The sequence below is a fragment of the Pseudomonas sp. GD04015 genome, assembly GCF_029837675.1.
Classification (GTDB): Bacteria; Pseudomonadota; Gammaproteobacteria; order Pseudomonadales; family Pseudomonadaceae; genus Aquipseudomonas; species Aquipseudomonas paralcaligenes.
Genome location: NZ_JAOEEE010000007.1, coordinates 22335 through 35445, shown reverse-complemented (window position 1 = coordinate 35445; position 13111 = coordinate 22335). Strand labels below are relative to the sequence as shown.

The following is a 13111-nucleotide window of genomic DNA, read 5'->3' as shown; positions in this document are numbered from 1 at the left end:
CGCGCCCGAGTCGGCTCGGGTAGACTACGCCGCTTTTCGACCGGCGCACCGGCATCGGAGTGGGCAGTGGCTCCAGCCGCCCCATCGAGCGGAACCGGCTTTCCTAGCAACAGGGTCAGATTATGGCGCTTACCAACGAACAGAAGAAACACTTCAAATCTATCGGCCACCACCTGAAACCGGTATTGACCGTGGCCGAGAATGGCCTGACCGAGGGCGTACTGGCCGAACTGGAGCGCGCGCTCAACGACCACGAGCTGATCAAGGTGCAGTTCCGCCTGACCGAGCGCGACGACCGCCGTGCCCTGATCGACGAACTGGCCGCCGCCGGCCGCTGCGAACTGGTCCAGGTGATCGGCAAGATGGCCCTGGTCTACCGCCGGAACCCCAAGCCGAACAAGAACCTGTCCAACATCCACCGCTATCAGGCCTGATAGCGGTATCGGCTCAATCGCTACGCCGCCCCGGCAGCGGCTGCAGCACCAGGACCAGGCCGCAGACGGCCATCACCAGATAGCTGAACAGCATCCAGCGCTCGGCGCCCAGTTCCCAGTGGCGCACGGCGAAGAACGCCACGGCCATGGCCAGCGAGAGCAGCAGCACCTGGCCACGCAGGTCCCGCCACAGACTGTTCAGCCCCTCGGCCTGCACCACCACCGCGCCCTGCAGCAGCACGCAGAAACCGGCGAAGCCGATCAGCAGCGGGCTCAGCGCCGCATTGACCTCCTGGATCAACAGCGGCGCAAAGCCCATCTTCTCCAGCGCGGGTAACACGACGAAGTGAAACAGCCAGAGGCCACCGACCCAGAAGGTCTGGGCCAGCTGCCAGATGGCCATGCCCGCGCGCGGCAGACGCTTAGATATGGCGGACTTCGACAATCTCGTACTCGACCAGGCCACTGGGGGTCTTCACCGCCACCACGTCACCCTCTTCCTTGCCCACCAGGGCGCGGGCGATGGGCGAGCTGACCGACAATTTGCCGATCTTGATGTCGGCCTCGTCCTCGCCAACGATCTGGTAGGTCACGGTCTCGTCGGTATCGCAGTTGGCGATGTCGACGGTGGTACCAAAGATCACCTTGCCGGTACGCGGCACGGTGGTGACGTCGATGATGTGAGCGTTCGACAGCTTGGCCTCAATGTCGCGGATGCGCGCCTCAGCCAGCCCCTGCTGCTCACGCGCGGCGTGGTATTCGGCGTTTTCCTTGAGATCGCCCAGTTCTCTCGCCTCGGCGATGGCCTGGCTGATCTTCGGGCGTTCGATCTTGAGGTTCTTCAGTTCTTCTTCCAGGGCGCGCGCGCCCTGGACGGTCATGGGGAACTTGCTCATGCCTTGATTCCTGCATGCAGATCCTGCAGCCGGCGCACGGTCTTCTCGGGACCGAACTTGAGCGCCTCACAGATCGCCTGCCCCGCCGCAATGGTGGTGGTGCAGTAGATCTTGTGCTGCAGGGCGTTACGACGGATGGAGTAGGAGTCGGCGATGGACTGGCGACCCTCGGTGGTGTTGATGATCAGGGTGACCTCGTCATTCTTGATCATGTCGACCACGTGCGGACGGCCTTCCGTCACCTTGTTGACGCGGCGCACCGGCAGGCCGACAGCCTCGATCACCTTGGCGGTGCCGGCGGTGGCGACCACCTCGAAGCCCAGAGCGACCAGGTCGCGAGCCACCTCGACGGCCTGCGCCTTGTCATCCTCGCGGACGCTGATGAAGGCGACACCCGCGTTCGGCAGGATCTCGCTGGCGCCCAGCTGGGCCTTGGCGAAGGCCTCGCCGAAGCTGTCGCCGACACCCATCACCTCGCCGGTGGATTTCATCTCCGGGCCGAGGATCGGGTCGACGCCCGGGAACTTGGCGAACGGGAACACCGCCTCCTTGACGCTGAAGAACGGCGGGATGATCTCCCGGGTGAAGCCCAGCTCGGCCAGGCTCTTGCCGGCCATGACGCGGGCGGCCACCTTGGCCAGCGACTCACCGATGCACTTGGAGACGAACGGCACCGTCCGCGAGGCGCGCGGGTTCACTTCGATGACGAAGATGTCCTCGCCCTGCACGGCCATCTGCACGTTCATCAGGCCGACCACACCGAGCTCCAGAGCCATCTTCTTGACCTGCTCGCGGATCTCGTCCTGGATGTGCCCCGGCAGCGAGTACGGCGGCAGCGAGCAGGCGGAGTCACCGGAGTGCACGCCGGCCTGTTCGATGTGCTGCATGATCGCGCCGATCACCACGGTCTCGCCGTCGCACACCGCGTCCACGTCCACTTCGATGGCGCAGTTGAGGAAGTGGTCGAGCAGCACCGGGCTGTCGTTGGAGACCTTCACGGCCTCGCGCATGTAGCGCTTGAGTTCTTCTTCCTGGTAGACGATCTCCATCGCGCGGCCGCCCAGCACGTAGGACGGGCGCACCACCAGCGGATAGCCGATGGCCTTGGAGTGAGCCAGGGCCTCGTCCTCGCTGCGCGCGGTGCCGTTGGCCGGCTGGCGCAGGTTGAGGCGCTGCACCATCTGCTGGAAGCGCTCGCGGTCTTCGGCGCGGTCGATGGCGTCCGGACTGGTGCCGATGATCGGCACGCCGGCCTCCTCCAGGGCGCGGCAGAGCTTCAACGGAGTCTGGCCGCCGTACTGCACGATCACGCCCTTGGGCTGCTCGACACGGACGATCTCCAGCACGTCCTCCAGGGTGACCGGCTCGAAGTACAGGCGGTCGGAGGTGTCGTAGTCGGTGGAGACGGTTTCCGGATTGCAGTTGACCATGATGGTCTCGTAGCCGTCTTCGCGCATCGCCAGTGCCGCGTGCACACAGCAGTAGTCGAACTCGATGCCCTGGCCGATGCGGTTCGGACCACCGCCGAGAATCATGATCTTGTCACGGCCGGACGGGTTGGCCTCGCACTCTTCCTCGTAGGTCGAGTACATGTAGGCGGTGTCGGTGGCGAACTCGGCGGCACAGGTGTCGACGCGCTTGTACACCGGCAGCACTTTCAGCTTGTGACGGTGACTGCGCAGGTTCTTCTCGGTGACACCGAGCAGCCTGGCCAGGCGCGCGTCGGAGAAGCCCTTGCGCTTGAGCTTGTACATCAGGTCGCGGTCGATGGACGACAGGCCGAGGGTCTTGACCCGCTCCTCGTCCTTGACCAGGTCCTCGATCTGCACCAGGAACCACTCGTCGATGCGGGTCAGGTCGAACACTTCGGCGACGGTCTTGCCGGCACGGAAGGCATCGGCCACGTACCAGATGCGCTCGGCGCCCGGCACGGTCAGTTCACGGCGCAGGGTGCTCTCGGCTTCCGGGTCGGCCAGGTCGAGCTTCGGATCGAAGCCGGCGACGCCCACTTCCAGGCCGCGCAGGGCTTTCTGCAGGGACTCCTGGAAGGTACGACCGATAGCCATGACCTCACCCACGGATTTCATCTGGGTGGTCAGGCGAGCGTCGGCCTTGGGGAACTTCTCGAAGGCGAAACGCGGGATCTTGGTGACGACGTAGTCGATGGCCGGCTCGAACGAGGCCGGGGTACGACCGCCGGTGATGTCGTTCTGCAGCTCGTCGAGGGTGTAGCCCACGGCCAGCTTGGCGGCGATCTTGGCGATCGGGAAGCCGGTGGCCTTGGAGGCCAGCGCGGAGGAGCGCGACACCCGCGGGTTCATCTCGATCACCACCATGCGGCCAGTGTTCGGGCAGATGCCGAACTGCACGTTGGAGCCGCCGGTTTCCACGCCGATCTCGCGCAGCACCGCCAGGGAGGCGTTGCGCAGGATCTGGTATTCCTTGTCGGTCAGGGTCTGTGCAGGTGCCACGGTGATCGAGTCGCCGGTGTGCACGCCCATCGGGTCGAAGTTCTCAATGGCACAGACGATGATGCAGTTGTCCTTCTTGTCGCGGACCACCTCCATCTCGTATTCCTTCCAGCCGATCAGCGATTCGTCGATCAGCAGTTCGCTGGTCGGCGACAGGTCCAGGCCGCGGGCGCAGATTTCCTCGAATTCCTCACGGTTGTAGGCGATGCCGCCGCCGGTGCCGCCCATGGTGAAGGACGGACGGATGATGCAGGGGAAGCCGACCTTCTCCAGCACACCGTAGGCTTCTTCCATGTTGTGCGCGATGCCGGAAACCGGGCAGGCCAGGCCGATGTCCTTCATCGCCTTGTCGAAGCGCGAACGGTCCTCTGCCTTGTCGATGGTGTCGGCGTTGGCGCCGATCATCTCGACGCCGAACTTCTCCAGCACGCCATGGCGCTCCAGATCCAGCGCGCAGTTCAGCGCGGTCTGCCCACCCATGGTCGGCAGCAGGGCGTCCGGGCGCTCCTTCTCGATGATCTTGGCCACGGTGGCCCACTTGATCGGCTCGATGTAGGTGGCGTCGGCCATGGCCGGGTCGGTCATGATGGTGGCCGGGTTGGAGTTCACCAGGATGACGCGGAAACCTTCTTCCTTCAGGGCCTTGCAGGCCTGGGCGCCGGAGTAGTCGAACTCGCAGGCCTGGCCGATGACGATGGGGCCGGCACCGAGGATCAGGATGCTTTTGATGTCTGTACGTTTTGGCATGTTCTTTACTCGAATCCTTGGGTCAGTCGGCGGGGCTTAGCGGCGCTTGGCCATGGCTTCGATGAAGCGGTCGAACAATGGGGCCACGTCATGCGGGCCCGGGCTCGCTTCCGGGTGGCCCTGGAAGCTGAAGGCCACCTTGTCGGTGCGCTCGATGCCCTGCAGGGTGCCGTCGAACAGCGACTTGTGGGTGGCGCGCAGATTGGCTGGCAGGCTGGCCTCGTCCACGGCGAAACCGTGGTTCTGGCTGGTGATCATCACCACGCCGCTGTCGAGGTCCTGCACCGGGTGGTTGGCGCCGTGGTGGCCGGTTTCCATCTTCACCGTCCTGGCGCCGGAGGCCAGGGCCAGCAGCTGGTGGCCGAGGCAGATGCCGAACAGCGGAAGCTCGGTCTGCAGCACTTCCTTGATCGCGGCGATGGCGTAGTCGCATGGCTCGGGATCGCCAGGGCCGTTGGAGAGGAACACGCCGTCCGGATTCAGCGCCAGCACTTCGCTGGCCGGAGTCTGCGCCGGCACCACGGTCAGGCGGCAGCCGCGCTCGACCAGCATGCGCAGGATGTTGACCTTGACCCCATAGTCATAGGCGACCACGTGGTAGGGCAGCTCGCTGGCGGCGATTTCCGGATGGCTGTCGTTCTTCAGGTTCCACACGCTGGAGCGCCACTCGTAGCGCTCGGTGCAGCTGACCACCTTGGCCAGGTCCATGCCCTTCAGGCCGGGGAAGCTGCGCGCCAGCTCCAGGGCCTTTTCCTCGGTGGCATCGTCGCCGGCGAGGATGCAGCCGTTCTGCGAACCCTTCTCGCGCAGGATGCGGGTCAGGCGACGGGTGTCGATGCCGGCGATGGCGACGGTACCGTTCTCTTTCAGGTACTCGTCCAGCGGCTGCTTGTTGCGCCAGTTGCTGGAAGTCAGCGGCAGGTCGCGAATGATCAGGCCAGCGGCCCACACGCGGCTGGATTCGGCATCTTCCGGCGTGGTGCCGGTGTTGCCGATGTGCGGATAGGTCAGGGTGACGATCTGCTGGGCATAGGAGGGATCGGTGAGGATTTCCTGATAGCCGGTCATCGCGGTGTTGAACACCACTTCACCAATGGTATGGCCGTCGGCCCCGATGGCTTCACCGCGGAAAATGCTGCCGTCGGCAAGGGCGAGTATGGCTGGCTTAGTCAAGAAGACCTCCCTTAGATCTGAAACTTGCACAAACGCAGGTTGTAAAAAAGCGGGATGACGTATTGACCGTCACCCCGCTTCTTTATCTGATTCATTCTGCGTAACTTTTAGTGGACACACTAAAGCGGGAAGCTTACAGGAAAAGCCCTTTTCGGTCCACAGCTTGCATGGACCGTTCAGGCATTTCAGTTCAGTCCCAATACGTCCTGCATGTCATAAAGGCCGGCCGGCTGGCTCTGCAACCATTGCGCCGCGCGCACCGCGCCCTTGGCAAAGGTCATGCGGCTGGAAGCCTTGTGGGTGATCTCGACGCGCTCGCCATCGGCGGCGAACAGCACGGTGTGATCGCCCACCACATCGCCGGCACGCACGGTGGCGAAACCGATGGTCTCGCGCTCGCGGGCACCGGTCTGGCCCTCACGACCGTAGACCGCGACCTTCTGCAGATCACGCCCCAGCGCATTGGCCACCACCTCGCCCATGCGCAGCGCGGTGCCGGACGGCGCGTCCACCTTGTGCCGGTGATGCGCCTCGATGATCTCGATGTCCACATCGTCACCCAGCACGCGGGCGGCGGTGTCCAGCAGCTTCAGGCACAGGTTGACGCCCACGCTGTAGTTGGCGGCGAAGACGATCGGGATCTGCTTGGCCGCCTCGACCAGCAGCTGCTTCTCTTCCGGCGAGAAGCCGGTGGTACCGATGACCATGGCCTTGCCCGCCTGACGGCAGGCCTCGAGGTTCTTCAAGGTCGCCGAGGGGTGGGTGAAGTCGATCAGCACGTCGAACCGATCCAGCACGGCATTCAGGTCGCCGACCAGCGTCACGCCGATCTTGCCCAGCGCCGCCAGCTCGCCGGCGTCGGCGCCGATCAGGCTGCTGTCCGGGCGATCGATGGCGGCGGTCAGCTGCGCGCCTTCCGCCTGGTCGACCGCCTCGATGAGGATCTTGCCCATGCGCCCGGCGGCGCCCATCACTGCGATACGTTGCATAACCTGTTCCTTAGAGCCTGCTTACGATCTCGCGAGCTAGAGCCAGGCTAGGCGCTACGTTAGTAACAGCCTATGGCTGGTCAAAGCGGCGAGGAAGCGGAGTTTACAAGTAGTAAATGAGCATTCCGAGACGCCGCGTCCCGGCCTGTTTTCAACGACGCCTGGCCGACGCGCAGCAGACCGTAGGCGGCTCCTAGAGATCGCCGAAGAAGCGCTTCATGCCTTCGAACCAGCCACTGGCCTTGGGCGAGTGGGAGCTGTCGCCTTCCAGCGACTTGCGGAACTCTTCCAGCAGCTCGCGCTGGCGCTTGTCCAGGTTGACCGGGGTTTCCACCGCCACACGGCACATCAGGTCGCCGGCACCGCCACCACGCACAGGGGCCACGCCCTTGCCGCGCAGGCGGAACAGCTTGCCGGTCTGGGTGCCTTCCGGAATCTTCAGCTTGACCCGGCCGTCCAGGGTCGGCACTTCCAGCTCGCCGCCCAGCGCCGCGTCGGCGAAGCTGATCGGCACCTCGCAGTACAGATGCTTGCCATCACGCTGGAAGATCGGGTGCTCGCGCACGTTGACCACCACATACAGGTCGCCGGCCGGCCCGCCATGGGAGCCCGCCTCGCCTTCGCCGGAGAGGCGGATGCGGTCGCCGGTATCGACACCGGCCGGCACCTTGACCGACAGGGTCTTGCTCTCTTCCACACGCCCCTGGCCGTGGCAGCTGCCACAGGGGTCGGTGATCATCTTGCCGCTGCCATGGCAGCGCGGGCAGGTCTGCTGCACCGAGAAGAAGCCCTGCTGCATGCGCACCTGGCCGATGCCGCCACAGGTGGTACAGGTCACCGGGCTGGTGCCCTTCTTCGCGCCGCTACCGTCGCAGGTCTTGCAGCCGACCAGGGTCGGCACGCGGATGGTCACGGTGGTGCCGCGCACCGCCTCTTCCAGATCCAGCTCGAGGGTGTAGCGCAGGTCGCTGCCGCGCTGGGCGCCGCCACGCGAGCCGCCGCCACGGCTGCCGCCGAAGAAGTCGCTGAACACATCGCCGAAGATATCGGAGAAGTTCGCGCCGCCTGCGCCGAAGCCGCCACCGCCGCCCATGCTCGGATCGACGCCGGCATGGCCGTACTGGTCGTAGGCCGAGCGCTTGGCCGCATCGGAGAGCACTTCGTAGGCCTCGTTGGCCTCCTTGAATTTCTCTTCCGCGGCCTTGTCGTCCGGGTTGCGGTCAGGGTGGTGCTTCATCGCCAGGCGGCGATAGGCCTTCTTCAGGTCCGCCTCGCTGGCGCCGCGCTCCACACCGAGCACTTCGTAATAATCACGTTTGGCCATAAATCCTCAACACCTTTGATTCCCAGGCTCCAGACACGCCAACGCGGGAGCAAGCCCCCGCGCGGAGAATCGCCGACCGGGCAAGGCCCGGCCGGCTGGCACCTCAGTAAGCGGGAGCTTACTTGTTGTCCTTGACCTCTTCGAACTCGGCGTCGACCACGTCGTCACCGGCGTCCTTGGCCTCATCCGCGCCCTGGGCGGCAGCGCCCGGTTGCGGCTGCTCGGCGTACATCTTCTGCGCCAGCGGCGTGGTGGCCTCGGACAGGGCATTGATCTTGGCTTCGATCTCGGCCTTGTCGTCACCCTTCAGCGCGGCTTCCAGATCGCCGATGGCCTTCTCGATGGCCGCCTTCTCGTCGGCAGTGGCCTTGTCGCCGGCCTCGGTCAGCATCTTGCGGGTGGCGTGGACCAGACCGTCGCCCTGGTTGCGGGCCGCGGCCAGTTCCTCGAACTTGCGGTCTTCCTCGGCGTTGGCCTCGGCGTCACGCACCATACGCTCGATCTCGTCGTCGGACAGGCCGGAGTTGGCCTTGATGACGATGGACTGCTGCTTGCCGGTGGCCTTGTCCTTGGCGCCCACGTGCAGGATGCCGTTGGCGTCGATGTCGAAGGTCACCTCGATCTGCGGCACGCCGCGCGGAGCCGGCGGGATCTCGGCCAGGTCGAACTTGCCCAGCGACTTGTTCTGCGCGGCCTGCTTGCGCTCGCCCTGCAGCACGTGGATGGTCACGGCGCTCTGGTTGTCGTCGGCGGTGGAGAACACCTGCGACTTCTTGGTCGGGATGGTGGTGTTCTTCTCGATCAGCGCAGTCATCACGCCACCCATGGTCTCGATACCCAGGGTCAGCGGGGATACGTCGAGCAGCAGCACGTCCTTCACGTCACCGGCCAGCACGGCGCCCTGGATGGCGGCACCGATGGCCACGGCTTCGTCCGGGTTGACGTCCTTGCGCGCTTCCTTGCCGAAGAACTCGGCGACCTTCTGCTGCACCAGCGGCATGCGGGTCTGGCCGCCGACCAGGATCACTTCGTCGATGCCGCCGACATCCAGACCGGAGTCCTTCAGGGCGATGCGGCACGGCTCGATGGTACGCGCGACCAAGTCTTCGACCAGGGCTTCCAGCTTGGCGCGGGAAATCTTCACGTTGAGGTGCTTCGGACCGGTCTGGTCTGCAGTGATGTACGGCAGGTTGACGTCGGTCTGCTGGGCCGAGGACAGCTCGATCTTGGCCTTCTCGCCGGCTTCCTTCAGACGCTGCATGGCCAGCGGATCACCCTTCAGGTCGATGCCGGACTCTTTCTTGAACTCGTCGACGAGATAGTCGATCAGGCGCAGGTCGAAGTCCTCACCGCCGAGGAAGGTGTCGCCGTTGGTGGCCAGAACCTCGAACTGGTGCTCGCCGTCGACTTCGGCGATCTCGATCACCGACACGTCGAAGGTACCGCCACCCAGGTCATAGACGATCACGGTGTGGTCGCCCTTGGCCTTGTCCATGCCGTAGGCCAGGGCCGCGGCAGTCGGTTCGTTGATGATGCGCTTGACGTCCAGACCGGCGATGCGGCCGGCGTCCTTGGTGGCCTGGCGCTGGCTGTCGTTGAAGTAGGCCGGCACGGTGATCACCGCCTCGGTCACGGCCTCGCCCAGGTAATCCTCGGCGGTCTTCTTCATCTTCTTCAGCACTTCCGCGGAAATCTGCGGCGGCGCCATCTTCTGGCCCTTCACTTCGACCCAGGCGTCACCGTTGTCGGCCTTGGCGATCTTGTAGGGGACCATCTTGATGTCTTTCTGCACGACTTCTTCGTCGAAGCGGCGGCCGATCAGACGCTTCACCGCGTACAGGGTGTTGTGCGGGTTGGTCACCGCCTGGCGCTTGGCGGACTGGCCGACCAGAATCTCGCCGTCGTTGGTGTAAGCAATGATCGACGGGGTGGTACGACCGCCCTCGGCGTTCTCGATGACCTTGACGTTACCGTTTTCCAGGATGGCGACGCAGGAGTTGGTGGTCCCCAGGTCGATACCGATGATTTTGCCCATGAATGTTCTCCCGAAACTTTGGATTTTCCGACGCCTCGTTTCTAGGGCGGCGGCAGCAATAAAACGCTTGACTCAGAAATGGGGGTGGCCCGGCGGATTTCAAGCCTGCTCGTCGATCGAGGGCGGCGGCGTGGTCGGCGACTTGCTCACCACGACCATGGCCGGGCGCAGCAGGCGGCCGTTGAGCAGGTAGCCCTTCTGGAACACCTTGAGCACGGTGTTCGGCTCGACATGGGTGCTCTCTTCCATCGCCATCGCCTGGTGGTGTTCCGGGTTGAACGGCGCACCATGCGGATCGACCGCCTCCAGCTGATAGCGCTTGAGGGTGTCGTGGAACAGCTTGAGGGTCAGCTCGATACCTTCGCGCATGGCCTTGCTCACCTCGTCGGTGGCGCTGCTCATCTCCAGGCCGCGCTCCAGGCTGTCGACCACCGGCAGCAGGTCGTTGGCGAACTTCTCCAGGGCGAACTTGTGCGCCTTCTCCACGTCCTGTTCGGCGCGACGACGCACGTTCTGCAGGTCGGCAGCTACGCGCAAGGCATTGTCCTGGGCCGCGGCCAGCTGCTCTTCGAGGGTCTGCACGCGGACAGCCAGCTCGTCGCCGGCGGCCGCCTCGGGTGCCAGTTGCTCTTCCGGGTTCGTCGTGTCCAGGGTCTGTTCGTCTGCCATTGGTTCCTCCTGTCTATAACGTCGGCGGGTCATGGCCCGCGCTTCTTGCCGCCTATATGGGGGCCGGTCGCACGCTTTCAAGGGTTATTGCCGGGACAAAACAAAACACTGTATAAATAGCCAGCACAACTTTTCTGGGAGCGCTCTCCATGCTGGTGCACCTGTCCGTTCACAACTACGCCATCGTCGAACATCTGGATCTCGAACTGGAACGCGGCATGACGGTGATCACCGGCGAGACCGGCGCCGGCAAGTCGATCATGCTCGACGCCCTCGGCCTGGCCCTGGGCGACCGCGGCGACAGCGGCGTGGTACGCCCCGGCGCCGACAAGGCCGACATCCTCGCCAGCTTCGACCTGGAGGACATCGCCGAGGCCCGCGCCTGGCTCGCCGAGCGCGACCTGGACAACGACGGCCCGTGCATCCTGCGCCGGGTCATCACCAGCGATGGCCGCTCGCGCGGCTACATCAACGGCACGCCCTGCCCGCTCGGCGACCTCAAGGCCCTGGGCGAACTGCTGATCGACATCCACAGCCAGCACGAACACCAGTCGCTGCTCAAGCCGGACACCCACCGCCGCCTGCTCGACGAGTACGCCGGCAGCCAGGAACTGGCACGCCAGGTCCAGCTGGCGGCCCAGCGCTGGCGCCAGACGCGCCAGGAGCTGCAGCGCCTTTCCTCCAGCAGTGACGAGCAGCGCGCCCGCCACCAACTGCTCAGCTACCAGTTGGAAGAACTGGAGAACCTGGCCCTGGGCGACAACGAGCTGGAACAGCTGGAACAGGAACACAAGGCCCTGAGCAATGCCGAACAGCTGCTCGGCGCCTGTCGCCAGGTGCTCGACCTGTGCAGCGAGAGCGATGCCGGCAACGTGCTCTCCGCCCTCACCGCCAGCCTCAATCGCCTCACGGCCTTCAGCAGTCAGCCCGGCACCCTCGGCGAAGCGACCAACCTGCTGGCCAGTGCGCAGATCCAGGTAGAGGAGGCGGTCGGCGAACTGAACCGCTTCCTCGACCACTTCGACGCCGACCCGCAGCGCCAGCAACAGCTGGAAGAGCGCCTGGACGCCATCTACAACCTGGCGCGCAAGCATCGGGTGCAACCCTTCGAGCTGGCCGAACTGCAGCAGCGCCTGCTGGAGGAGCTGGAAAGCCTCAACGCCGACGACGAGGCGGTGGAGCGTCTGGGCGAGGAACTGGCCGCCTACGCCCGTCACTACCAGGAAAAGGCTGCCGAGCTGAGTGCCCTGCGCCAGCAGGCCGCCAGCCGACTGGCCGAAGCCGCACAGGCGGAAATGCAGACACTGGGCATGCCCGGTGGTCGCTTCAGCATCCAGCTGCAGGCCGGCAGCGCGGAAGAACTGCAGCCCCACGGCTTGGAGCAGGTGGAGTTCCTGGTCAGCGCCAACCCGGGCCAGCCGCTGAAACCCCTGGCCAAGGTCGCTTCCGGCGGGGAACTGTCACGCATCAGCCTGGCGATTCAGGTGATCACCGCGCAGACCTCGCGGGTGCCGACCCTGGTGTTCGACGAAGTCGACGTCGGCATCGGCGGCCCCACCGCCGAGGTGGTCGGCCAGTTGCTGCGCCGCCTCGGCGAGCGCGGCCAGGTACTGACCGTGACCCACCTGCCCCAGGTAGCCGCACAGGGCCACCAGCACCTGTTCGTGCACAAGGCCCGTGGCAAGGAAAGCACTCAGACGGCAGTGACCGGCCTGGCGCCGGAGGGTCGGGTCGAGGAAATCGCCCGCATGCTCGGCGGCGTCGACCTGACCGAGGAATCCCTGGCCCACGCGCGCAAGATGGTGACCAAGGCCCAGGCCTGAGAGACCCGAAACGAAAAAGGCGCCCCAAAGGGCGCCTTTTTTCTATCCGAGCCGAACCTGCGCCTACTTCTTCTTGCGCACGTACAGCACCAGATTGTGATCGACCAGCTCGAAACCGTGCTGCTTGACGATGTCCTTCTGCAGCTTCTCGATTTCCGGGTCGAAGAACTCGATGACTTCACCGCTATCCACGCAGACCATGTGGTCGTGGTGGCCGCCATCGGCCAGCTCGAACACGGCATGGCCGCCGTCGAAATTGTGGCGCTCAACCAGACCGGCAGCCTCGAACTGGGTCAGTACGCGGTAGACGGTGGCCAGGCCCACGTCCTCGCCCGCGTCCATCAGGGCCTTGTACACATCCTCCGCGCTCATGTGGCGCTGTCCGGAGGTGGCCGAATCGAGCATCTGCAGAATCTTCACGCGGGGCAGGGTGACCTTGAGGCCGGCTTTACGCAGTTCGTTGTTTTCAACCATGGTCTGCTTTCTCGTGGTTGCTGCTTCGCAGCTCCCGTTAATGCGGGTATGATCGGAGTTTAATTTGCCCAGCCAA

General features: G+C 64.8%; 11 protein-coding genes. 2 read left to right on the top strand and 9 right to left on the bottom strand.

Annotated features, from left to right (window positions below; all coding sequences use genetic code 11):
• Window positions 1–122: 122 nt before the first annotated feature.
• Window positions 123–434 carry a ribosome assembly RNA-binding protein YhbY gene (gene yhbY / locus N7640_RS07985; protein WP_220811106.1) on the top strand — a complete coding sequence of 104 codons (312 nt, stop codon included), beginning with the start codon at window positions 123–125 and terminating at the stop codon, window positions 432–434.
• 13 nt (window positions 435–447) lie between these two features.
• Here yhbY and N7640_RS07980 read toward each other — a convergent pair whose 3' ends face one another.
• From N7640_RS07980 to grpE, 8 genes are all read right to left on the bottom strand, one after another.
• Complete coding sequence (locus N7640_RS07980) at window positions 448–837, bottom strand: DUF4149 domain-containing protein (RefSeq protein WP_279903388.1); 390 nt, start codon at window positions 835–837, stop codon at window positions 448–450.
• 19 nt (window positions 838–856) lie between these two features.
• Entirely contained in the window at window positions 857–1330 is a 474-nt protein-coding gene (gene greA / locus N7640_RS07975; protein ID WP_220811108.1) for a transcription elongation factor GreA, read from the bottom strand.
• Window positions 1327–4548, bottom strand: a complete 3222-nt coding sequence (gene carB, locus N7640_RS07970) for a carbamoyl-phosphate synthase large subunit (protein ID WP_279903386.1) — start codon at window positions 4546–4548, stop codon at window positions 1327–1329. Before carB ends, greA begins: the two co-directional genes overlap by 4 nt.
• Before the next feature lie 36 nt (window positions 4549–4584).
• Window positions 4585–5721 (bottom strand): glutamine-hydrolyzing carbamoyl-phosphate synthase small subunit, encoded by a 1137-nt coding sequence (gene carA, locus N7640_RS07965; RefSeq protein WP_279903385.1) that lies wholly within the window; start codon window positions 5719–5721, stop codon window positions 4585–4587.
• Window positions 5722–5906: 185 nt separating this feature from the next.
• A complete protein-coding gene (gene dapB / locus N7640_RS07960; RefSeq protein WP_279903384.1) occupies window positions 5907–6710 on the bottom strand; it encodes a 4-hydroxy-tetrahydrodipicolinate reductase in 804 nt (267 codons plus the stop codon).
• Window positions 6711–6903: 193 nt separating this feature from the next.
• Window positions 6904–8034 carry a molecular chaperone DnaJ gene (gene dnaJ, locus N7640_RS07955; protein WP_279903383.1) on the bottom strand — a complete coding sequence of 377 codons (1131 nt, stop codon included), beginning with the start codon at window positions 8032–8034 and terminating at the stop codon, window positions 6904–6906.
• A gap of 118 nt (window positions 8035–8152) precedes the next feature.
• Complete coding sequence (gene dnaK, locus N7640_RS07950; protein WP_220811113.1) at window positions 8153–10069, bottom strand: molecular chaperone DnaK; 1917 nt, start codon at window positions 10067–10069, stop codon at window positions 8153–8155.
• 99 nt (window positions 10070–10168) lie between these two features.
• Window positions 10169–10738, bottom strand: coding sequence for a nucleotide exchange factor GrpE (grpE, locus tag N7640_RS07945; protein WP_279903381.1), 570 nt, complete (start codon window positions 10736–10738; stop codon window positions 10169–10171).
• A gap of 149 nt (window positions 10739–10887) precedes the next feature.
• On the opposite strand from grpE, the gene recN reads away from it, so the two are divergent.
• Window positions 10888–12561: a DNA repair protein RecN gene (gene recN / locus N7640_RS07940; protein ID WP_279903379.1), complete on the top strand. Its 1674-nt coding sequence runs from the start codon at window positions 10888–10890 to the stop codon at window positions 12559–12561.
• A gap of 63 nt (window positions 12562–12624) precedes the next feature.
• On the opposite strand, the gene fur is transcribed toward recN, so the two are convergent.
• Window positions 12625–13035 carry a ferric iron uptake transcriptional regulator gene (gene fur / locus N7640_RS07935; RefSeq protein WP_220811116.1) on the bottom strand — a complete coding sequence of 137 codons (411 nt, stop codon included), beginning with the start codon at window positions 13033–13035 and terminating at the stop codon, window positions 12625–12627.
• Window positions 13036–13111: the final 76 nt, after the last annotated feature.

Bases quoted from the DNA above. Each gene is read 5' to 3' on its own strand.
- dnaK (WP_220811113.1), bottom strand. From the start codon at position 10,069: ATGGGCAAAATCATCGGTATCGACCTGGGGACCACCAACTCCTGCGTC.
- dapB (WP_279903384.1), bottom strand. From the start codon at position 6,710: ATGCAACGTATCGCAGTGATGGGCGCCGCCGGGCGCATGGGCAAGATC.
- dnaJ (WP_279903383.1), bottom strand. From the start codon at position 8,034: ATGGCCAAACGTGATTATTACGAAGTGCTCGGTGTGGAGCGCGGCGCC.
- N7640_RS07980 (WP_279903388.1), bottom strand. From the start codon at position 837: ATGGCCATCTGGCAGCTGGCCCAGACCTTCTGGGTCGGTGGCCTCTGG.
- grpE (WP_279903381.1), bottom strand. From the start codon at position 10,738: ATGGCAGACGAACAGACCCTGGACACGACGAACCCGGAAGAGCAACTG.
- fur (WP_220811116.1), bottom strand. From the start codon at position 13,035: ATGGTTGAAAACAACGAACTGCGTAAAGCCGGCCTCAAGGTCACCCTG.
- recN (WP_279903379.1), top strand. From the start codon at position 10,888: ATGCTGGTGCACCTGTCCGTTCACAACTACGCCATCGTCGAACATCTG.
- greA (WP_220811108.1), bottom strand. From the start codon at position 1,330: ATGAGCAAGTTCCCCATGACCGTCCAGGGCGCGCGCGCCCTGGAAGAA.
- yhbY (WP_220811106.1), top strand. From the start codon at position 123: ATGGCGCTTACCAACGAACAGAAGAAACACTTCAAATCTATCGGCCAC.
- carB (WP_279903386.1), bottom strand. From the start codon at position 4,548: ATGCCAAAACGTACAGACATCAAAAGCATCCTGATCCTCGGTGCCGGC.